This window comes from Rathayibacter sp. AY1C9 (genome assembly GCF_002932315.1).
GTDB lineage: Bacteria > Actinomycetota > Actinomycetes > Actinomycetales > Microbacteriaceae > Rathayibacter.
In genome coordinates, this window is the sequence record NZ_PSVZ01000001.1 from 190,776 (window position 1) to 210,357 (window position 19,582).

Genomic DNA, 19,582 nt, shown 5'->3' on the forward strand with positions numbered 1-19,582 from the left:
CCTTCTGCACGCGGTGCGCGCGGCTCAGCGGGAGCGGCGCGCCAGCTCGAGGTCGTTCTCGACCATGCGGGCGACGATCTCCTCGAAGCCGACGGTCGGCGCCCAGCCGAGCACTTCGCGGGCCCGGGAGGCGTCCCCGCGCATCTCGGGGGCGTCCACGGGGCGCGCGAACCGCGGGTCGATCGTGACCCGCTGCTCCCAGTCGTCGATGCCGGCCGCGGTGAAGGCGGCACGGACGAAGTCGCGGACCGAGTGCGCGACTCCGGTCGCCACGACGTAGTCGCCCGCCTCCTCGGCGCGCGAAGCGCGCACGAGGGCGTCCACGTAGTCGGGAGCCCAGCCCCAGTCGCGGCGCGCGTCGAGATTGCCGAGCGAGAGCTCCGACTCGGCGCCCGTCGCGATCGCCGCGACTCCGGCGGTGATCTTGCGGGTGACGAAGCCGAGCGGCCGACGCGGCGACTCGTGGTTGTAGAGGATGCCGGACGAGGCGTGGAGCCCTCGGCCGCGGTAGACCGCGACGAGGTGGTGCGCGAACGCCTTCGCGGCTCCGTAAGGGGAGACGGGGCGGATCGGGGTCCGCTCGGTCTGCGGGTTCTCGGTCGCGGCCCCGAAGATCTCGGAGGAGGAGGCCTGGACGAAGCGGACCTCCCGGCCCGCCGACTCCTGGAGCGCCAGCGAGGCCTCCAGGAGCGCGGCGACCGCGGTGCCGGTCACCTCGGCCGTGAGCACGGGCTCCTTCCACGAGAGCGCGACGGAGGAGAGGCCGGCGAGGTGGAAGACCGTGTCCGGCTGCGCCTCCGCGACGATACGGCCGAGGCCGGAGGCGTCGCGGAGATCGCCCTCGAAGGCGCGGACGGCGGCGGGAAGAGCGGCGTCGTCGGTCCCGCGCACGAGCGCGGAGACCTCCCAGCCGTCGGCGAGCAGGCGCTCGACGAGGTAGCCCCCGTCCTGACCGCTCGCTCCGGTGACGAGAGCGGCAGGCATGACTACTTGATCAGCGCGGACTGCTCGGCGAGGTCGTTCTCGACCATCATCGCCACGAGCTCGGGGAACGAGACCTTCGGCTCCCAGCCGAGAACATCGCGCGCCTTCGCCGGGTCGCCGATCAGCAGGTCCACCTCGGCGGGACGCATGAACGCGGGGTTCTGGGTCACGTACGGGGTCCAGTCCTCGATGCCGACGTGGTTGAAGGCGATGTCGAGGTACTCGCGGATCTCGTGGGTCTCGCCGGTCGCGACCACGTAGTCGTCGCCCTCGGGCTGCTGCAGCATGCGCCACATCGCGTCGACGTAGTCGCCGGCGAAGCCCCAGTCGCGCTTCGCGTCGAGGTTGCCGAGCTCCAGCGTCTCCTGGAGGCCGAGCTTGATGCGGGCGACCGCGAGGCTGATCTTGCGGGTGACGAACTCCGGGCCGCGGCGGGGCGACTCGTGGTTGAAGAGGATGCCGGAGGAGGCGTGCATGCCGTACGACTCGCGGTAGTTGATGGTCATGTAGTGGCCGAAGACCTTGGCCACTCCGTAGGGCGAGCGCGGCCAGAGCAGCGTCTCCTCGCTCTGCGGGACCTGCTGGACCTTGCCGAACATCTCGGAGGAGGAGGCCTGGTAGAACTTCACGCGCGACATGTCGGAGCCGGCGTAGAGGCGGGTCGCCTCGAGGATGTTGAGCACGCCCTTGCCGGTCACATCGGTGGTGAGCGACGCATTCTCCCACGAGTAGGCGACGAACGAGATCGCACCAAGGTTGTAGACCTCGTCGGGCTGGGCGGCGGCGAGCACGCGCACGAGGCTCGACACGTCGGTCAGGTCGCCGGTGAGCAGGGTCACCTCGGGCACGGTGCGGCGGACCAGCTCGTACTTGGGGTTGTTCTGCCCGCGGACGAGCCCGAAGACCTCGTAGCCCTTCGAGAGGAGGAGCTCGGCGAGGTAGAGGCCGTCCTGGCCGGTGATTCCGGTGATCAAAGCGCGGGGCACGTGGTGGTCCAATTCGTCGGGGTCGATGACAGCGGGACACATACTACCCACGGGCACGGCCGGGCGCCGGGAGCGATGCGGCCCGCCGGTATCCTGGCCGGGCTTCGGACCGATTGGACGCCATGCCGGAACTCCGCCCCGTCACGCTCGCCGTGCTCACCGTCGACCCGGGCGGGATGGGCGGCGGCGAGACCTACGCGCGCGCGCTCACGCGCCTCCTTGCGCCGCGGCCGGGGGAGGAGGGGCCCGCCGTGCAGGTGCTCGTCCCCGAGAACGCGCGCGGCTTCAGCGAGGGCGTGCCCGAGGTCGTGGCCGAGGGGGTCGTCAGCGGTGCGGGCCACCGCCGCCGGGCCGTGGGGATGCTCCAGGCGCTCCTGCGCACGCCGCGCCTGCGCCGGCGCCTCGGCCGGGAGGCGGTGCTCTACTTCCCGTTCACGGTCCCGCTCCCGTGGCCGTCGCGGCGGCAGGGGCACGTGCAGATGCTGTTCGACCTGCAGCACCGCGACCTCCCGCACCTCTTCCCCCGCGTCGAGCGCGTCTTCCGCCGGCTCGCCTACGAGGCGACCGCTCGCCGCGCCGACGCGGTCATCACCATCAGCGCCTTCACCAAGGGGCGGATCGTCGAGCTGCTGGGCATCCCGGAGGAGCGGATCCACGTGTCGCATCTCGGCGTGGACACCCGGCGCTTCGTCGCGAATCTGGGCACACGCGAGGACTTCGTCTTCTACCCGGCGCGCGCCTGGCCGCACAAGAACCACGTCCGCCTGTTCGAGGCGGTGCGCCTCCTGCGGGAGCAGGGGCACGCCCTCCGGCTCGTGCTGACCGGAGGGGATCTGGACCGCCTCGGCCCGCTGCCGGACTTCGTCGAGTGGCGCGGCCACGTCACTCCGGAGGAGCTCGCCGACCTCTACCGCCGAGCCGCGGTGCTGGCGTTCCCGAGCCTCTACGAGGGCTTCGGCCTCCCTCCCATCGAGGCGATGGCGTCGGGATGCCCGGTCGCCGCGTCCGACGCGGGCTCGCTCCCGGAGATCTGCGGGGACGCCGCGGTCTACGTCGATCCGCTCGAGCCGCGCTCGATCGCGGACGGGATCCTCGAGGCGATCGAGCGGACAGGCGAGCTCGGCCCGCTCGGCGTCGAGCGCGCCCGGTCCTTCAGCTGGGAGCGCTGCCGGGAGGAGCACCTCGCCGTGCTCCGCCAGGTGGCGCGGCGGCGCGGGCGCTGAGGAGTCCGGTCAGTCCCGCGGGTGCAGGAGCCGGCGCCAGCTCAGTCCCTGAGCCGCGCGCATCGCGCAGAGCACCACGAGCAGCCAGCCGGCGTCGAGCAGGATCGAGCTCTCGGCCAGCGCGGTGACCATCAGCACGGTCAGCACCAGCACCGGCCAGACGTGCACGACCGCCTTGCGCTCGGAGGCGATCAGCCAGGAGCGCCAGAGCGCGAGGCCGATCAGCACGACGAAGAGGACCACCCCGACCGCGCCGACCTGCAGGGCCACGTCGAAGAGCGCGTTGAGGCTCGACGAGTGCGGGCGGCCCGAGAGGTAGTCGATGGCGGTGAAGGGGTAGAGGTCGGGCCGCCAGTAGCCCACCCAGCCCCAGCCGACGATCGGAGCGAGGTCCGTGAAGCGCCAGACCTGCTGCCAGAGCCGCAGCCGGAACTCGAACTCGCTGCCCGCGTTCAGCAGCTCGATCACCCGGTAGCGCAGGAGCCACACGGTGAGGGCGGCCGCTGCGGCGACGCCGAGCACCGCGACCTGCCGCCGCCGACGGTGGGTGCCGTCGCCGTGGCGCACCCAGCGCAGAGCGAGGGCGACGACGACGGCCACGACGAGCACGCCCGCGCTCACCGCGGAGCGCGTGAAGAGGAGGGTGACCGCGGCGAGGGCGAGCGAGGCGACGGCCGGCCCGCGGGCGACGGAGCGGGTCATCAGCTCCACCGAGAACGTCACGATCGCCAGCAGGCAGACCAGCCCGAGCTGGTTGCGCGTGCCGACGAGTCCCTGGATCGGCCCGCCGACCGCGAGCAGGCCCTCCACGCCGAGGAAGCGCAGCGGCTGGTCGATCAGCACCCCCGAGAGCACCTCCACGGCCAGCGAGGCGATCAGCACGACCCGCAGCACGTCGCCGACCGAGCGGATGATCTGGATGATGTCGCGCGTGAGGCCGATCGCGATCGCCAGGAACGCCAGGGCGAACTGGTAGACGACACTCGAGACCGTGGCCCAGGTGTAGTCGCTCCACAGCACGCTGAGCGCGATCCAGCCGAGGAACACCAGGATGCTCGTGGGCAGCAGGCCCTCCCAGTCGAGCCGCCCGCGCCGCAGGACGAGCATGACCGCGGCGAGGGCGGTGAGCGTGGCGACGGCGGCGATGTAGCCGGGCCAGCCGAGGAGTCCGCGGACCGCCGGAGCGCAGAGGACGGTGACGAGAGTGGTCTGCGCGAGGGCCGCCGCGAACTGCGGGGACGCCGTCGCGTCGGCGACGGAGGCGGGGAGCGAGGGGCGGCGGGGCCTCATCGCCTCGGGGAGGCGTCGGCGAGGGGGAGCGGGGTCGCGGCGAGGACCTCGGGCGTCTCGGTCGCCGGTCGCTTGGTCTGCACCGCGAAGAGGACGAGGAGCAGCCAGCCTCCCTCGATCAGGATCCGGCTCTCGAACAGCGACTGCACCAGGAGGGCGACCACGATCAGCAGCGGAGCGAGGCTGACGGCCGTGTAGGGGAGGGTCGAGGTCGCGTCGCGCCGCGGGCGGTCGACCGCGCGGAACCAGGAGCGCCACAGCGTCGAGACGGCGAGCGCCGCGAAGAGGACGAGGCCGACCGCTCCCAGCTGGAGGGCGACGTCGAGCCAGGCGTCGTGGGCCTGCAGGTAGAGCACGCCCTTGCGCTCGGCGAGAGTGTCGAACGGGGCGGCCCAGGGAGCCCAGTAGCTGACCCAGCCCCAGCCGAGGACCGGACGCTGCAGCGTGAGCGCGATCACCGAGTCCCAGATGTCGAGGCGGCCCGTGGCGTCCTCGCTCTTGCCGAGCACGCCGAGGAGGGCGCCCCAGCCCGCGGCGCCTCCGGCGACGGCCGCCACCGCCAGCCCCGCGGCGGTCAGGTAGACGGGACGCCGGCGGGACTCGCCCCTCCGGCGAGCCCAGAGCGCGAACGCGGCCGCGAGGACGACGGCGACGAGGCAGAGCAGGACGGTCGCCGAGCGGGTGAGCAGGAGGGTCGCGACGAACAGGGCGACCCAGACCGCTCCCCACCGGCGCCGGATCGAGTGGGCCGCCAGCTCGATCGCGATCACGATCAGGCCGAGCAGGGCGAGGAAGCCGAGGAGGTTGCGGTTGCCGACGATCCCCTGGACGGGCTCGCCGGTGAAGAGGGCGGCCTGCGACCAGTAGAAGGCGTCGGGCGTCGGTCCGTCGGCGGGAGGCTCGACGCCGAACGGCAGGACGGGCTGCCGCACGACGACCGCGACCACGAGCTCGAAGAGGAGCGACAGGCCGACGGAGAGGCGCAGGGCCCGTCCGAGAGCCGTGAGCAGCTCCCGGCTGCTCAGCGTGACGGCGAGGACGACGCCGCCGAGCGTCGTCGCGAGCTGCGCCGTGACTCCGATCGCGCTCGCTCCCGGATAGGCGGACCACAGCAGCGAGAGCACCGCGAGCCCGAGGAAGAGGACCAGCGACTTCGGCGTGCGGGCCCAGCGCAGGCGGGGGCGGGCGCGGACGAGCACGGCGATCGAGGCGCCCAGGAGCACCGCGACGACGACGCCCCAGCCCCACCATCCGGCGAGGTTCCGCAGCGACTGGCCGGCCAGCAGCACGGCCAGCACCGCCACCGCGAGCGCTCGGGGAGCGGCGGGGGCGGCGCGTCGGATCATGGCGACCAGTCTAGGGAGCGGGGGCGGCGCGGCGGCGTGCCGGGCGCGCCGCCGCACCCTCCCCGGCCGGGGAGGCTCAGACGAACGCAGCGGCGCCGGTGATCGAGCGGCCGACGATCAGCGTGTTCATCTCGCGGGTGCCCTCGTAGGAGTAGAGGGCCTCCGCGTCGGCGAAGAAGCGGGCGACGCCGTAGTCGAGGACGATGCCGTTGCCGCCCATCACCTCGCGGCACCAGGCGACGGTCTCGCGCATCCGGGCCGTCGCGTAGGCCTTCGCGAGGGCGGAGTGCTCGTCGCGCTGCTCGCCTGCGTCGAGCATCTCGGACACGCGGGTCGCCAGGGCGATGCTGGCCGTGATGTTGCCGATGCTCTTGACCAGGAGGTCCTGCACCAGCTGGTGCCCGACGAGCGGCTTGCCGAACTGCACGCGCTCCTTCGCGTAGCGCAGCGCCGCGTCGTAGGCGCCGATCGCGACGCCGATGGCCTGCCAGGCGACTTCGGCACGGGTGAGCCGGAGCACCTTCGCGGTGTCGCGGAACGAGTTCGCGCCCTGCAGGCGCAGCGACTCCGGGACGCGGACGCCCTCGAGCACGATGTCGGCGTTCTGCACCGTGCGCAGGCTCTGCTTGCGCGCGATGGCGGTGGCGCGGTAGCCCGGCGTCGAGGTGGGGACGAGGAAGCCCTTCACCTGGCCGTCCTCCGCGTCCTTCGCCCAGATCACGGTCACGTCGCTGAAGGTCGCGTTGCCGATCCAGCGCTTCTCGCCGTCGAGGATCCAGTCGTCGCCGTCCCGGCGGGCGGTGGTGCGCAGGCCCTGGGCGGAGTCGGAGCCGGAGTGCGGCTCGGTGAGGCCGAAGGCGCCGACGACCTCGCCCGAGGCGAGCTTCGGCAGCCACTCGGCGCGCTGCTCCTCGGAGCCGGCGACGCCGACCGTGCCCATCACCAGGCCGTTCTGCACGCCGACGTAGGTCGCGATGCCCGCGTCCACCCGGCCCAGCTCGAGCGCCACCCAGCCGCGGAACACGGCGGAGTTCTCGATCGCGCGGGTCTCGGGCCAGGAGAGGCCGATGACGCCGGTGGCGTGGATCCCGGGGATCAGCTGCCGCGGGAACTCCGCGCGCTCCCAGTACTCGTCGGCGATCGGCCGCACCTGCTCCTCGAGGAACGCGCGGACGCCGACCAGCAGCTCCTTCTCGGCGGGCGTGAGCGCCGCCTCGAACCCGTAGAAGTCGGCCCCCAGGGTCTCGAAGGTCGTGCTGTCCATGCTCTGTGCTCCCTCGCTCGTCGGATGCGGCACGGCGACCGCTCCGACGGCGACAGTGCTGCTACTCCCAGCGTACGAAGCGCGCCTGCGAGTGCCGCGTCCTCTGGCGGAGAGCACCAACAGGCGGGCCCTCCTCCCGGGCCCGCGTTGTGGATCCTGCTAGCGTCGCAGCGGAGCGGCCCCGGCGCGTCCGGCTGAGCGGCTCGGACCCACCCCTCGGACGGAAGGCCAGCGCTCCCGTGTTCATCCCGATCGGCAACACCCCCCGCGACTACGCCTGGGGCTCGCTCACCGGCATCTCGGAGGCCCTCGGCACCGCGCCCTCCGGCGCCCCCGAGGCCGAGCTCTGGCTCGGCGCGCACCCGGGCTCGCCCGCGCGCATCCTCGACCCCGCCTCGGTCGGCGCCGGCACGCTCGCCGAGTGGATCGCCGAGCACCCCGAGGCGGCGCTCGCCGGAGTGGAGGGGTCGGTCGATCCGGTCTCGGGCGCTCCCCGTCTGCCGTTCCTGCTCAAGATCCTCGCCGCGGGCGGGCCGCTGTCGCTCCAGGCCCACCCCTCGTCCGAGCGGGCCCGGCGCCGGTTCGTCGAGGAGGAGGAGGCCGGCATCCCGCGGGACGCCGCCGATCGCAACTACAAGGACCCGTTCCACAAGCCCGAGCTGATCTACGCGCTCAGCGAGAGCTTCGACGCGCTCTGCGGCTTCCGCGAGCCGGCGGACGCCCGGGCGCTGCTCGCCGAGCTGGCCGGGCGCGCCCCGGCGGAGGAGGCGGCCGCGATCGCGCGGTTCGCCCGGACGCTCGAGGGCTCGGAGGTCCTCCGCGGCGCCGTGTCGTGGCTGCTCGCCGACGGCGACCGTGCCGAGGTCGCCGCGCTGGTGTCCGCGGTCGTCGCGGCGTCCGCGGGCGACGACCGCCTCGAGACGACCACGGTCCGGGACCTGGCCGAGAGCTACCCGGGCGACCCCGGCATCGTGCTCTCGCTCCTGCTCAACCGCGTCCGCCTCGCCCGCGGCGAGGTGCTCTACCTGCCCGCAGGCAACATCCACGCCTACCTCGCGGGCACGGGCGTGGAGCTGATGGCCGCCTCCGACAACGTGCTGCGCGGGGGCCTCACGCCCAAGCACATCGACGTGCCCGAGCTGGTGAGCGTGCTCGAGTTCTCGCCGCTGCCCGTGCCCTACCTCCCGGCCGAGCAGGCCGGACCGGGCGTGCGCGTCTACCGTCCGGACGTCCCCGACTTCGTGCTCGCCGTCGTGCAGCCGGCGTCGGAGGAGCCGGCCCGCGTCGCCCTGCACGGGCCCGCCATCGCGATCGCGACCGAGGGCTCGTTCTCGCTCGAGGGCGCCGAGGGCTCGGTCCGCGTCGAGCGCGGCGGCAGCGTGTTCGTGACCCCGTCGGAGGACACTCTCGCCGTCACCGGACGGGGCACGCTCTTCGTCGCGACGGTCTGATCCCTCCAGCGATCCCGGTGCCGGCCGCTCAGGCGGCGAACGTGCGGCGGTAGGCCGCCGGCGTGGTCCGCAGGACGCGCGTGAAGTGGTGGCGCATCACCGCAGCCGTGCCGAAGCCGACCCGCGCGGCGACCGCCTCGAGGGTCAGCTCCGTCTCCTCCAGCAGCACCTGCGCCCGGAGGAGGCGCTGGCGGGTGAGCCAGGCGAGCGGAGTCGTGCCGAGGTCGGCCCGGAAGCGGCGCGCGAAGGTGCGGGGGGCCATCAGGGCGCGACGGGCCAGCGCCTCGATCGAGAGGTCCTCGTCGAGGTGCTCCAGCATCCACTCGGTGACCTCGGCCAGCGAGTCCGCGCGCGCCTCGGGAACGGGGGTCCGCAGGTACTGCGCCTGCCCGCCGTGGCGCTGCGGGGGCACGACCATCCGCCGGGCGACGACGCTCGCCGCCGTCGCGCCCAGCTCCTCGCGCACCACGTGCAGCGCCGCGTCGATGCCGGCCGCGGTGCCCGCGCTCGTCACGATGCGCCCCTCCTGCACGTAGAGGACCTCGGGGTCCACCGTGACGGAGGGGAAGCGCCGGGCGAGCTCCGCGGCGTGCATCCAGTGGGTGGTCGCGCGCCGGCCGTCGAGCAGGCCCGCCTGCGCCAGGGTGAAGGCCCCGCTGCAGACGCTGAGGATCCACGCGCCGCGCTCGTGAGCCTCGCGGAGGAGGTCGAGGACTTGCTCGTCGGCGGGCCCGCGGCCGTGGGCGGGGACGGCGATCAGGTCCGCGTCCCGGGCCGCGTCGAGACCATCGGCGATCAGCAGGTCGAATCCGAGGCTCGTCCGGACGCGGCCCGGATCGGGAGTGGCGATCCGGAAGTCGAGGGCGGGCCCTCCGTCGGCGCCGCGGTCGATCCCGAACACCTCGCAGACGACCCCGAACTCGAACGGCGCGAGGCCGGGCAGGGCGAGGAGGGCGACGGAGCGGAGCACGGCGGCAGGATATCGCGTCCCGTCGTCATCCGGCCTATCCACGCCGTCGATCCCCGCCGCTAGGGTGTCTTCCGGCGCGCGGAGTCGCGGGCCCGCACCGAGGAGGATCCACATGGCATGGCTGGTCACCGGGGGAGCCGGGTACATCGGGGCGCACGTGGTGCGCGCGTTCTCGGAGCAGGGCATCGACCCCGTCGTCCTCGACGACCTCTCCTCGGGGCACGCGTCGTTCGTGCCCGAGGGCGTCCCGTTCCACCAGGGCTCGATCCTCGACGAGGCCCTGCTCGACCGCGTGCTCGCCGAGCACGACATCGAGGGCGTCGTCCACGTCGCCGGGTTCAAGTACGCCGGAGTCTCGGTGCAGCGCCCTCTGCACACCTACGAGCAGAACGTCACCGGCACCATGCGCGTGCTGGCGGCGATGGAGCGCGCCGGGGTCTCCTCGATCGTCTTCTCCTCGAGCGCTGCCGTCTACGGCGCGGTCGACGTCGAGATCGTCACCGAGGACACCCCCAAGAGCCCGGAGTCGCCCTACGGCGAGTCGAAGCTGATCGGCGAGTGGCTGCTCGCGGACGCGGGTCGGGCGCACGGCGTCAGGCACGCCTCCCTGCGCTACTTCAACGTCGTCGGGTCCGGCTACCCGGACGTCTACGACACCAGCCCCCACAATCTCTTCCCCCTCGTCTTCGAGGCGCTGCTGGACGGCCGCACGCCCCGGATCAACGGCGACGACTACCCGACACCGGACGGCACCTGCGTCCGCGACTACATCCACGTCGCGGACCTGGCGCTCGCGCACGTCGCCGCGGCGCGCCGCCTGGCCGCCGGCGAGCCGATCGACCCGGTCTACAACCTGGGCAGCGGATCCGGGGCCTCCGTCGGGGAGATAATGCGCGCGATCGCCGACAGCACCGGCATCGCCTTCACGCCCGAGGTCGCCCCGCGGCGGCCGGGCGATCCGCCCCGCATCGTCGCCTCTGGTGAGACGGCGGCCCGCGACCTGGGCTGGGAGATGCGGCACACCGTCGCCGAGATGGTGGAGAGCGCATGGCGCGCACGGAGCGCCGCGACGGCCTGATCGGATCTCACGTTCGCGACACGCCGGTGTGTCGTGAACCCTCCACGGCGGGTTGAGGGTTTATGGTCCGCGACTTGACCTGAGCGAATGACACCGCTGTAATTACCTAGGCAGCGGCTCCGGGAGGAGCGGCCGCCGATCATCGGTTCGCAGGCGGGGTAGGAGACGGCATGACGCTTCCGGAACAGCACTCCGGAGTCCCCGAGGACTGGTTCGTCGATCCGGTCCGTCTGGGCGTGCCCGGGGTCCGACCCGGTATCGACACCGCGACCGAGGCGCCGGGGGGCGCGCTCTCCTGGCAGGTCGACTCGCTGTGCGCGCAGACCGACCCCGAGGCCTTCTTCCCCGAGAAGGGCGGCTCGACCCGCGACGCCAAGAAGATCTGCACCTCGTGCGAGGTCCGGGCCCAGTGCCTCGAGTACGCGCTCGAGAACGACGAGCGCTTCGGCATCTGGGGCGGCCTCTCCGAGCGCGAGCGCCGGAAGCTGCGCCGCCGGGCCTAGTCCCCTCCTCCCCGCGACCCGACCGACGGGGCGGCGAGCCGCAGGCGGGCGGCGCGGCGGCATCGCTTAGGGTGGTCCGCGATGTATCCACGAGTCACCGCCGTCCTCGTCGCGCGCAACGGCGCGGCCTATCTGGAACGAACCCTCGCGGCCCTGCGGGCGCAGACCCGTCAGCCCGACGCGACGGTGTTCGTCGACGGAGGCTCGAAGGACACGACCGACGAGCTCCTCGCGTCCTGGGGTCCGACGCAGCTCGTGCAGGTCGCCGAGCACCTCCCCTTCGGCCAGGCCGTGGCCCGCGCGGTCCGCGTGATGCAGCCGCCGGCCGGAGAGGACGAGTGGCTGTGGCTGCTCGCGCAGGACTCCGCCCCCGAGCCCGGCGCCCTCGCGGCGCTGCTGGGAGCCGTCGAGGTCGCCCCCTCCGTCGCCGTCGCCGGTCCCAAGATCATGGACTGGACGCGCTCCGGCTACATTCGCAGCTACGGCGAGTCGATCACCAAGCACGGCACGACCGTCCACCTCGTCGAGGACGAGCTCGACCAGGGCCAGCACGACTCCACGCCCGACGTCCTGGCCGTCGCCGCCGGCGGCATGCTCGTGCGCCACTCCCTCTGGGAGGAGCTCGGCGGCTTCGACCCCGGCCTGCCGGTCGTCGACGACGCGCTCGACTTCTCGATCCGCACCCGGCTCGCCGGGCACCGGGTCAGCCGCGTGCCGGACGCCCGCGTCACCACCGCCCGCATCGGGCTGCAGCGCCCCGACGGCCGCCGCATCGACAGCGGGGAGCGGCGCCGCGCGCGCCAGCACCGCACCGCGCAGCTGCACCGCCGGCTCGCCTACGCGCCCGTCGCGCTCCTCCTCCTGCACTGGCTCTCGCTCGTCCCCCTGGCTATCGGCCGCGCAGTCGTGCGCCTGCTGCGCAAGCAGCCCGGGCTGGTCGGAGGGGAGCTGCTGGCGGCCCTCGTCGTCGCCTTCGGGGGGACGAAGGTGCTGCGGGCCCGCACCGTTCTCCGCTCGTCGAAGAACGTGGGCTGGAAGGCCGTCGCGCCGCTGCGCATCCCGCTGGACGTGGTGCGGCAGCTGCGCTCGGTGCGCCACGACGCCGTGCGCGTGCAGGCCGGGCGGGACCGCCATCCGCTGCACTTCTTCCAGGGCGGGGGAGTGTGGGTCGTCCTCATCGCCGCGCTCGCCGGCCTGGTGGTCTACACGCCGCTCCTCGCGGCTCCCGCGCTCAGCGGCGGCGGTCTGCTGACGCTCTCGCCGACCGTCGGCGAGCTGTGGCGCAACGCGGCCTACGGCTGGCGCGACCTCGGCTCGGGGTTCATCGGCGCGGCGGACCCGTTCGCCGCCGTCCTCGCCGTGCTCGGCTCGCTGACCTTCTGGTCGCCCAGCTACTCGATGGTGCTGCTCTATCTCGTCGCGCTCCCCGCTGCCGCCCTCGGCGCCTGGCTGATGATCGCGCGGCTCACCCCGCGCGCGACCGCCCGCGCCGCCGGAGCCCTCGTCTACATCCTCGCTCCCGCCTTCTTCGCCGCGCAGGCCGACGGGCGCCCCGCCCCGCTGCTGGTGCACGTGCTGCTTCCCTGGCTCTTCTTCGCCGGGTTCGGCGCGTACCGCTCCTGGTCCGCCTCCGCGAGCGCCTCGATCCTGGCTGCGGCCGTCGTCGCGTGCGCGCCGGTGCTGGCCGTGCCGCTCCTGGTGATCTGGCTCGTCGTCGTCGCCACCTCGGGGCGGCGGATCGGCCGCTTCCTCGGCCTGCCGATCCCCGCGGCCGTCCTCCTCTTCCCGCTGGTGGTCGCCCGCGCACCGCGGGGCGACTGGCTCGGCGTCCTCGCGGATCCGGGCGTCCCGCTGCCCTCCGCTCAGTCGGACCTCGTCGCGCTGCTCGCCGGATTCCCGGCCGGTCTGCCCGACGGATGGCTCGCGTTCCTCGGCGGTCTGGGGATCGGCGCCTCCGTCGCCCCGCTGGTCACGGCCGTGCTCGTCGTGCCGCTGATCGTCGCGGCGCTGGCCGCCCTCCTCCTCCCGAACAACCTCTCGGCCCTCGGCGGCGTCGGCGTCGCGGCGGCGGGTCTCGTGACCGCCTCGCTCGCCCAGGGCGTGCAGGTCGCGACCACCGGCTCCGAGGCGGTCTCCGTCTGGAGCGGCACCGGTCTCAGCCTCTACTGGCTCGGCCTGGTGATCGGCGCGTCGCTCTCGCTCGCCGCCGTGCGCTCCGTGCGCGTGGTGCCGGCGCTCGTCGTCACGGCCGCGGCGGCAGCACTGGTCGGTCCGCTCGCGGTGGCCTTCCCGACCGGCGCCGGCACGTCGGTGTCGACCACGTCGGACCGCTCGCTCCCCGCCTACGTGGCGGCCGAGGCCCGGAACGACCCGCGGGTGGGCACGATCGTGCTCGTCCCGCAGGCGGACGGCGGCGTCCTCGCCCGGCTGGAGCGCGGAGCGGGCGCGACCCTCGACCAGCAGTCGACCCTCGCGAACACCGGCGCCGAGAGCACGGACGCGATCGACGAGCTGGCGGGCAACCTCGTCTCGCGGACGGGCTACGACGTCCCCTCCGCGCTCGAGAGCCTCGGCGTGCGCTTCGTCGTGCTGACCGAGCCGGCCGGCACCCAGGTCGGCGACGCGGCCGCCGCCGTGCGCGCGCGGGCGGCCGTCTCCCTCGACGGCAACGCGGCGTTCTCGGCCGTGGGCGACACCCGCTACGGGCTCCTCTGGACGGCCGTCGACACGGAGGGGACCCGCACCGAGGCCGCTCCGTCCGGCGTGGTCGGACCCTTCGGGATCGCCTACACGATCGCCCTCCTCCTCGTCTTCGTCGTCGCCCTCCTGCTGGCGGTGCCCACCGGGCTCTCCCTCGAGCGGGGCCGCTCCAGCGGCGCGGTCGCCGGGATCGACGACGAGCCGGGCGAGGCCACCGGCCAGTTCGACGACGGGAACGACGATGTCTGACCCCGCCGACCAGGAGAAGCAGATGCCCGAGTCCTCCGCCCGCCGCTCCCGCGCGGAGCGCCGCGCCGATCGCGCCGCGGCCTCGACGCCCGATCGCGCACCCTCGGCCGCCCGTCGGCGCCGGACGGCCCTGCGCGGTGCGGTGGGCGCGGCCGGAGTCGTGATCGCCGCGGCCGCCGTGGTCGTGCCCCAGCTCCTCCCGTCCCCCCTGGTCTCGAGCGCCGCGGAGGGCGTCGTCGTGACGCCCGTCGCGGCCGACAGCTCGCTGGTCTGCGGCGGCGATCTGATCGACGCCGGAGAGCCGGAGCAGCTGCGCGCCCTCGACGGCGCGGCGACCGCGGTCCGGCCCGAGGGCTCCACCTCGGACCCCACGGTCCTCGACGAGGACGACGTCGCCGCACCGGGCACCGGCATCACCGGTCTGAGCGTGCCCGCGGGCTCCGACCCCGCTCCCGGCGGAGCCACCGTCCAGGGCATCGGCACGGACACCCTCTCCGGACTGTCGGCCCGCGCCTGCGCCGAGCCCTCGGCCGACAGCTGGCTCGTGGCCGGCTCGACCGACGTCGGGCGCACCTCCGTGCTGATCCTGGCGAACCCGAGCGAGGTCGCCTCCACCGTCGACCTCACGCTCTTCTCCGAGACCGGCACCGTCCAGGCCACCGGCGCCACGGGCATCGTCGTTCCGGCCGGAGCGGTCCGCGCGCTCCCGCTCGCGGGGCTCGCCCCCGGGGTCGTCCAGCCCGTCGTGCACGTGACCGCCCGGGGCGGCGAGGTCGCCGCGAGCATGCAGAGCAGCGCCATCTCCGGCCTCACCCCGGAGGGCGTCGAGACCACCGGCCCCTCCGCCGGCCCGGACACGCTCGCCGTGATCGCCGGCTTCACCGTCACGTCGCCTCCGGCCGAGACCGCGAGCGACGACGGCAGCGGCGGCGCGGGCAGCCCCGTGCTGCGCATCCTCACCCCCGGCGACGCCGACAGCACGGTCTCGGTCGAGGTCACCAACGAGGACCCGAGCGGGTCGGGCGCCTCCACCCAGGTCGTCGTCCCCGCCGGCCTCGTCGGCGAGGTCCCGCTCACGGGCCTGGCGGACGGCTCCTACCGCATCGTCCTGCGGGCCGATCAGCCGATCGTCGCGGCGGGGCGGACGACCTCGACCGGCTCGGCCGGCACGGACTTCGCCTGGTTCGCCTCCGGCACCGCGACCACGACGCCCTTCGGCGTCGCCGGCACGGGCGAGGGCGACGCGCGACTGCACCTGGTCAACGGCAGCGACTCGACCGCCTCGGTCGAGATCGAGGCCCCGGGCGGCACCCGCACGCTCGAGCTCGGCCCGTTCGCGGCTCTCGCGACCCCGCTGGACGGCGACGGCGCGGTCGTCAGCAGCACCCAGCCGGTGCAGGCCTCGGTCTCGATCGCGCGCGACGGGCGGATCGCCTCGTACACGATCGTCCCGCCGGGACCGCTCTCCTCGCCGATCACGGTCTACTCGCACTGAGACGCGGGGCGGCGGCGCCTCGGCGGTGCCGGCGCCTCAGAGCTGCCGGCGCATCAGGGGTGCCGGTAGCGGTCCGGGGAGATGTCCCACGGATCGCGGCCGAGCAGCTCCGCGACGGCGCGGAACACGTAGCTCTCGATCAGCATGCGCTGGTGCCACTCGTCGCGGCGGTGCAGCTTCGCCAGGCGCTCGATCGGCACGCGGTAGAGCGTGATGCGGCGCGCGGCGTGGTCGACGCGCCACCGCGCGATGCCCGTGCCCTGCAGCCGGTCGGGGTCGACGTCGGGAGTCGCCGCGACGTCGACGCGGATGCCGGCGAGCTCCTCCGGCCAGGTGCCGCGGAGGTAGTCGAAGGCCGAGCCGATCGTCGCCTCGAAGAAGTCGGAGCGGGTCTGCAGCAGGGGGAGGTGCGGACCGGTGATCGGCCCTCGTGCGCCGCGGCCGTGCCGGTCGCGGGAGCCTCCGCGCGACCCGCTCGTCGGGCGAGCGGCGGAACGACGAGCACGGGGCATGGCTCCAGCCTATTGCTACTGTGGGCGGCGATGACCGGACGGCACTGCTCGCGGACGGGCTGCCGCGCGCAGGCCGTCGTCACGCTGACCTACGACTACCGCGACTCGCTGGTGGCGGTCGGGCCGCTGAGTCCTGCGCCGGATCCGCACGGCTACGACCTCTGCGCCGAGCACGACCGGCGGCTCCTCGTCCCGCGCGGCTGGGAGACCGTCCGCTACGGCGCGGGGCACGCCTAAGCCGCTGCCGCGCGCGTCAGGGCCGCTCGGGGAAGCCGCGCGGCGTGCTCGAGAGCACGGGGGCCAGCCGCTCGAGGCGCTGGTCGGACAGGAGCAGGGCGCGCTCCTCCCGCGCCCGGCGGAGTGCGGCCACGGCGAGGAGGAAGTCCTCCGCGGGCGCGGCGGGCAGCGGGGAGACGTGGACCGCGGTCTCGTCGGCCAGCGCGGCGGCGAGCTGCGAGCGCGAGGGCTCCGTCATGCCGTGGCGCTGACGGAGGAACTGCGCCAGTCGGCGCGCCAGTGCGTCGGGGAGGCGCGCGGTGTCCGCCGTGACGGCCCAGCCCCGCAGCGGCTCCGGGATCTCGACGACCAGCGGCTCCGCGCGGGGAACGCGCTCGAGCTGGCTGTGCGTGCCCGCGAGGACGTCGCCGAGACGGCGCGATCGGCGCGAGAGGAGGCCGACGACCGCGGCGAGCCCGCCGAAGGTCATCAGGATCTCGAGGACGCCGGTGAGGCCGCGCACGAGGGCGTGCCGGAAGCCGATGGAACCGCCGTCGTCGCGGACGACGCGAGCGCCGACGGTGAGCTTCCCGAGCGAGCGGCCGCGACTGGCCGTCTCGACGGTGACCGGCACGATCACCACGGCGATGACGAGGGCCGCGATCGCCACGGCGGCCGAGGCGGCGGGGTCCAGGCCGCCGTCCCCGGAGAGGGAGGAGACCAGCAGGAACAGGCCCAGCGCGAGCAGGAGCTCCGCGATCAGGTCGATGATCGCGCCGACCGCGCGGAGCACGAACGAGGTGACGGGCACCTCGAGCGCGATCGCCTCGCCGGTGACCAGGTCGGCGTCGTCGAACTCGGTGCGCTGCTCCTCCACGGTGCTCCTCCCGGATGCTCGGCCTCGGCGGCGTGCCTGGCTATCCTGTCAGGAGATGGACATCGACGCTCTCTCGGCCGCCCGCGCTGCGCAGTGGACCCGCCTCGACGAGCTCTCGCGCAGGCGCCGCCTGACCGGAGCCGAGGCGGATGAGCTGATCGAGCGCTACCAGGCGGCATCCGCGGACCTCGCCACGATCTCCTCCACCGCCGGATCGACAGCCGTCGGCACTCGGCTCGCCGTCTCGCTCTCGCGGGCTCGGGGACGCCTGACCGGCACGCGAGACGAGCCGCTCGCCGCGGTCTCCCGCTTCGTCGTCCTCTCGCTCCCGGCCGCTCTGCACCGGCTGCGCTGGCTGACGCTCGCCGTCGCCCTCGCGACCGCGGTGGTGGCGACGCTCTACGCGCTCTGGATCCTCGGCGACCCGCGCCTGCTCGCCGCGCTGGGCGACGACGAGGAGCTGCGGCGCTTCGCCCGAGGCGACTTCATCGACTACTACTCCGAGAACCCCGCCGCCTCGTTCGCCGGGCAGGTCTGGACCAACAACGCCTGGATCGCGGCGCAGTGCGTGGCCTTCGGGATCGTCGGCGTCTACGTGCCGTACATCCTGCTGCAGAACGCGCAGAACCTCGGCACGTCGATCGCGGTGATGTTCCATGTGGGGGAGGGCGACACGTTCTTCCTGTACATCGCGCCGCACGGACAGCTCGAGCTGACGGCCGTGTTCGTCGCCGCGGCCGCGGGCCTGCGGATCTTCTGGGCCTGGATCGCTCCCGGCGCGCGCACCCGCGGCCAGGCGCTCGCCGAGGACGCGCGGAGCCTGTTCACGGTGGCGATCGGCCTGGTCTTCGTGCTGCTCGTCTCGGGCGTGATCGAGGGGTTCGTCACTCCGGCACCCTGGCCCTGGTGGCTCAAGATCGGGATCGGGGCGCTCGCCCTCGGCGCGTTCCTCTTCTACATGATCGTCGTCGGCGGGCGCGCGGTGCGGGCGGGGGAGACGGGCGACCTCGACCGGTTCGAGGCCGGGTCGCGGAGCATCGCGGCCGGCTGAGCCGAGCCGGACGAGCGCGGCCGTCGGAGCGGGGCCGTCGATCAGCGCTCCCGGGACCGAGGACGGCCCCTCTCGCAGGTCAGAGCCGTCCGGCCGCCTTGAGGGCGAGGTAGCGGTCCGCGAGCGCCGGCGGGAGAGCGGAGGGGCTGCCGAGCACGACGTCCCCGCCGAGACGGCGGACGGCGGCCGAGAGCCGGTCGACGTCCGCGAGCGAGCGCTCCGCGGCGGCGGCGGAGTAGACCGCGGCCCGGTCGCTCCGGTCCTCCGCCATCCGCTGCAGCTCGGGGTCGAGCGCGCAGGCGACCACGACCGTGTGCACGCGGGTGAGCTGCGGGAGCACCGCGAGGAGCCCCTCCGCCGAGCCGACCGAGTCGAGCGCGGTGAGGAGCACCACCAGCGAGCGCTGGGAGGCCAGGGTGCGCACCTGCGCGGGGACCGCCGCCCAGTCGGTCTCGATGAGCTGGGGCTGCACGGGGGCGAGGGCGTCCACGACGCGGGTCAGCACCTCCGTGCCGGTGGCGCCGTGCACGCGGGCTCGCCGGGTGCGGTCGAACGCGAGCACGTCGACCCGGTCGCCGGCCGAGGCCGCGAGGGCCGCCAGGAGGAGCGACGCCTCGATCGCCGTGTCCAGGCGCGGCTCGTCCTCGATCCGTGCGGCGGACGTGCGGCCCGTGTCGAGCACGACGATCACGCGCCGGTCGCGCTCCGGGCGCCAGGTGCGGACGACCGGCTCCCGGCGCCGCGCGGTCGCCCGCCAGTCGAGCGAGCGGACGTCGTCGCCGCGGACGTACTCGCGCAGGCTGTCGAACTCGGTCCCCTGGCCGCGGATCATCACGCTGGTCCGCCCCTCCAGCTCACGCAGCCGCGCCAGGCGCGAGGGCAGGTGGCGGCGGGAGCGGAAGGCGGGCAGCACCCGGACGACGGCCGGCGCGGCCCGCGTCGCCTGGCGGCCGGCCATCCCGAGCGGCCCGCGGGAGCGGATGGTGACGTGGAGTGCCCGGCGCTCGCCGCGGCGGAGCGGCTCCAGGACCGTGGTCACCGCGCGGCGCTCGCCCGGCGGCAGACGCAGGGACGACCGGGTCTCGAGGGCGCCGGCCGAGGGCTCCCAGGCGTCGCGGAGGACCCCCGTGATCCTCCTGCGGCCGGTGCTCGTGACCAGAAGGGTCGCCTCGGTCCGCTCGCCGAGCCGCACCCGGTCCGGCACCCGCCGCTCGAGCACGACGGCCCGGGGCGAGCCCGCGACCGCGACGTCGATCCCGACGAGGACCGCCCAGGCCAGGAGCCAGAGGCCGAGCACGGCGAAGGCGACCTCGGGGCGGCCGCCCAGGAGGACGACCGGCACCAGGCCGACGAGGAGGACGAGGACGCTGCGTCCGGTGAGGTGCAC

Annotated in this window: 17 protein-coding genes; 8 read left to right on the forward strand and 9 right to left on the reverse strand. The window is 74.3% G+C overall.

What is annotated here, in order from left to right; all coding sequences use genetic code 11:
• Positions 1 to 24: 24 nt before the first annotated feature.
• A complete protein-coding gene (locus C5D09_RS00970; protein WP_104223149.1) occupies positions 25 to 984 on the reverse strand; it encodes a GDP-mannose 4,6-dehydratase in 960 nt (319 codons plus the stop codon).
• Between the two features lie 2 nt (positions 985 to 986).
• On the reverse strand, positions 987 to 1,970 hold the full coding sequence (locus tag C5D09_RS00975) for a GDP-mannose 4,6-dehydratase (protein ID WP_104275317.1): 984 nt from the start codon (positions 1,968 to 1,970) through the stop codon (positions 987 to 989).
• A 122-nt stretch (positions 1,971 to 2,092) separates the two neighbouring features.
• Between C5D09_RS00975 and C5D09_RS00980 the strand changes: the two genes are divergently transcribed.
• Complete coding sequence (locus tag C5D09_RS00980; RefSeq protein WP_104268411.1) at positions 2,093 to 3,193, forward strand: glycosyltransferase family 1 protein; 1,101 nt, start codon at positions 2,093 to 2,095, stop codon at positions 3,191 to 3,193.
• A 9-nt stretch (positions 3,194 to 3,202) separates the two neighbouring features.
• Here C5D09_RS00980 and C5D09_RS00985 read toward each other — a convergent pair whose 3' ends face one another.
• The 3 genes from C5D09_RS00985 to C5D09_RS00995 all read right to left on the reverse strand — a co-directional run bounded on the left by C5D09_RS00985 (position 3,203) and on the right by C5D09_RS00995 (position 7,093).
• Entirely contained in the window at positions 3,203 to 4,483 is a 1,281-nt protein-coding gene (locus C5D09_RS00985; RefSeq protein ID WP_104268412.1) for an O-antigen ligase, read from the reverse strand.
• Positions 4,480 to 5,829, reverse strand: coding sequence for an O-antigen ligase (locus tag C5D09_RS00990; protein WP_104268413.1), 1,350 nt, complete (start codon positions 5,827 to 5,829; stop codon positions 4,480 to 4,482). The genes C5D09_RS00985 and C5D09_RS00990 overlap by 4 nt, the downstream gene beginning before the upstream one ends.
• Before the next feature lie 76 nt (positions 5,830 to 5,905).
• Positions 5,906 to 7,093, reverse strand: coding sequence for an acyl-CoA dehydrogenase family protein (locus tag C5D09_RS00995; protein ID WP_104262434.1), 1,188 nt, complete (start codon positions 7,091 to 7,093; stop codon positions 5,906 to 5,908).
• A 239-nt stretch (positions 7,094 to 7,332) separates the two neighbouring features.
• Here C5D09_RS00995 and manA point away from each other — a divergent pair, with 239 nt between their 5' ends.
• Positions 7,333 to 8,544 (forward strand): mannose-6-phosphate isomerase, class I, encoded by a 1,212-nt coding sequence (gene manA / locus C5D09_RS01000; RefSeq protein WP_104268414.1) that lies wholly within the window; start codon positions 7,333 to 7,335, stop codon positions 8,542 to 8,544.
• A gap of 28 nt (positions 8,545 to 8,572) precedes the next feature.
• On the opposite strand, the gene C5D09_RS01005 is transcribed toward manA, so the two are convergent.
• Complete coding sequence (locus C5D09_RS01005; protein WP_104268415.1) at positions 8,573 to 9,514, reverse strand: GlxA family transcriptional regulator; 942 nt, start codon at positions 9,512 to 9,514, stop codon at positions 8,573 to 8,575.
• Between the two features lie 112 nt (positions 9,515 to 9,626).
• On the opposite strand from C5D09_RS01005, the gene galE reads away from it, so the two are divergent.
• The 4 genes from galE (at position 9,627) to C5D09_RS01025 (ending at position 15,539) form a co-directional block, all read left to right on the forward strand.
• On the forward strand, positions 9,627 to 10,592 hold the full coding sequence (gene galE / locus C5D09_RS01010) for a UDP-glucose 4-epimerase GalE (protein WP_104255247.1): 966 nt from the start codon (positions 9,627 to 9,629) through the stop codon (positions 10,590 to 10,592).
• A gap of 170 nt (positions 10,593 to 10,762) precedes the next feature.
• Positions 10,763 to 11,095, forward strand: coding sequence for a WhiB family transcriptional regulator (locus tag C5D09_RS01015; protein WP_104224145.1), 333 nt, complete (start codon positions 10,763 to 10,765; stop codon positions 11,093 to 11,095).
• Between the two features lie 81 nt (positions 11,096 to 11,176).
• The gene (locus C5D09_RS01020; protein ID WP_104268416.1) at positions 11,177 to 14,044 is read left to right on the forward strand and encodes a glycosyltransferase family 2 protein; all 2,868 of its coding nucleotides are present in this window, start codon (positions 11,177 to 11,179) and stop codon (positions 14,042 to 14,044) included.
• Entirely contained in the window at positions 14,037 to 15,539 is a 1,503-nt protein-coding gene (locus tag C5D09_RS01025) for a DUF5719 family protein (RefSeq protein WP_146078918.1), read from the forward strand. Before C5D09_RS01020 ends, C5D09_RS01025 begins: the two co-directional genes overlap by 8 nt.
• Before the next feature lie 53 nt (positions 15,540 to 15,592).
• Here C5D09_RS01025 and C5D09_RS01030 read toward each other — a convergent pair whose 3' ends face one another.
• Complete coding sequence (locus C5D09_RS01030) at positions 15,593 to 16,051, reverse strand: metallopeptidase family protein (protein WP_104224142.1); 459 nt, start codon at positions 16,049 to 16,051, stop codon at positions 15,593 to 15,595.
• Positions 16,052 to 16,081: 30 nt separating this feature from the next.
• On the opposite strand from C5D09_RS01030, the gene C5D09_RS01035 reads away from it, so the two are divergent.
• The gene (locus C5D09_RS01035) at positions 16,082 to 16,288 is read left to right on the forward strand and encodes a DUF3499 family protein (RefSeq protein WP_104268417.1); all 207 of its coding nucleotides are present in this window, start codon (positions 16,082 to 16,084) and stop codon (positions 16,286 to 16,288) included.
• Positions 16,289 to 16,304: 16 nt separating this feature from the next.
• Here C5D09_RS01035 and C5D09_RS01040 read toward each other — a convergent pair whose 3' ends face one another.
• Positions 16,305 to 17,144, reverse strand: coding sequence for an RDD family protein (locus tag C5D09_RS01040; protein ID WP_104224140.1), 840 nt, complete (start codon positions 17,142 to 17,144; stop codon positions 16,305 to 16,307).
• Positions 17,145 to 17,199: 55 nt separating this feature from the next.
• On the opposite strand from C5D09_RS01040, the gene C5D09_RS01045 reads away from it, so the two are divergent.
• The gene (locus tag C5D09_RS01045; protein ID WP_104232803.1) at positions 17,200 to 18,195 is read left to right on the forward strand and encodes a stage II sporulation protein M; all 996 of its coding nucleotides are present in this window, start codon (positions 17,200 to 17,202) and stop codon (positions 18,193 to 18,195) included.
• Positions 18,196 to 18,274: 79 nt separating this feature from the next.
• Here the strand turns inward: C5D09_RS01045 and C5D09_RS01050 are convergent, their stop codons facing one another.
• Positions 18,275 to 19,582, reverse strand: a complete 1,308-nt coding sequence (locus C5D09_RS01050) for a DUF58 domain-containing protein (protein WP_104268418.1) — start codon at positions 19,580 to 19,582, stop codon at positions 18,275 to 18,277.

What these genes read in the sequence shown, in the direction of transcription:
- galE (WP_104255247.1), top strand. Translation starts at nt 9,627, where the DNA reads ATGGCATGGCTGGTCACCGGGGGAGCCGGGTACATCGGGGCGCACGTG.
- C5D09_RS01030 (WP_104224142.1), bottom strand. Translation starts at nt 16,051, where the DNA reads ATGCCCCGTGCTCGTCGTTCCGCCGCTCGCCCGACGAGCGGGTCGCGC.
- C5D09_RS01025 (WP_146078918.1), top strand. Translation starts at nt 14,037, where the DNA reads ATGTCTGACCCCGCCGACCAGGAGAAGCAGATGCCCGAGTCCTCCGCC.
- C5D09_RS01015 (WP_104224145.1), top strand. Translation starts at nt 10,763, where the DNA reads ATGACGCTTCCGGAACAGCACTCCGGAGTCCCCGAGGACTGGTTCGTC.
- C5D09_RS00985 (WP_104268412.1), bottom strand. Translation starts at nt 4,483, where the DNA reads ATGAGGCCCCGCCGCCCCTCGCTCCCCGCCTCCGTCGCCGACGCGACG.
- C5D09_RS01035 (WP_104268417.1), top strand. Translation starts at nt 16,082, where the DNA reads ATGACCGGACGGCACTGCTCGCGGACGGGCTGCCGCGCGCAGGCCGTC.
- C5D09_RS01045 (WP_104232803.1), top strand. Translation starts at nt 17,200, where the DNA reads ATGGACATCGACGCTCTCTCGGCCGCCCGCGCTGCGCAGTGGACCCGC.
- C5D09_RS00990 (WP_104268413.1), bottom strand. Translation starts at nt 5,829, where the DNA reads ATGATCCGACGCGCCGCCCCCGCCGCTCCCCGAGCGCTCGCGGTGGCG.
- C5D09_RS00995 (WP_104262434.1), bottom strand. Translation starts at nt 7,093, where the DNA reads ATGGACAGCACGACCTTCGAGACCCTGGGGGCCGACTTCTACGGGTTC.
- C5D09_RS01020 (WP_104268416.1), top strand. Translation starts at nt 11,177, where the DNA reads ATGTATCCACGAGTCACCGCCGTCCTCGTCGCGCGCAACGGCGCGGCC.
- C5D09_RS00980 (WP_104268411.1), top strand. Translation starts at nt 2,093, where the DNA reads ATGCCGGAACTCCGCCCCGTCACGCTCGCCGTGCTCACCGTCGACCCG.
- C5D09_RS00970 (WP_104223149.1), bottom strand. Translation starts at nt 984, where the DNA reads ATGCCTGCCGCTCTCGTCACCGGAGCGAGCGGTCAGGACGGGGGCTAC.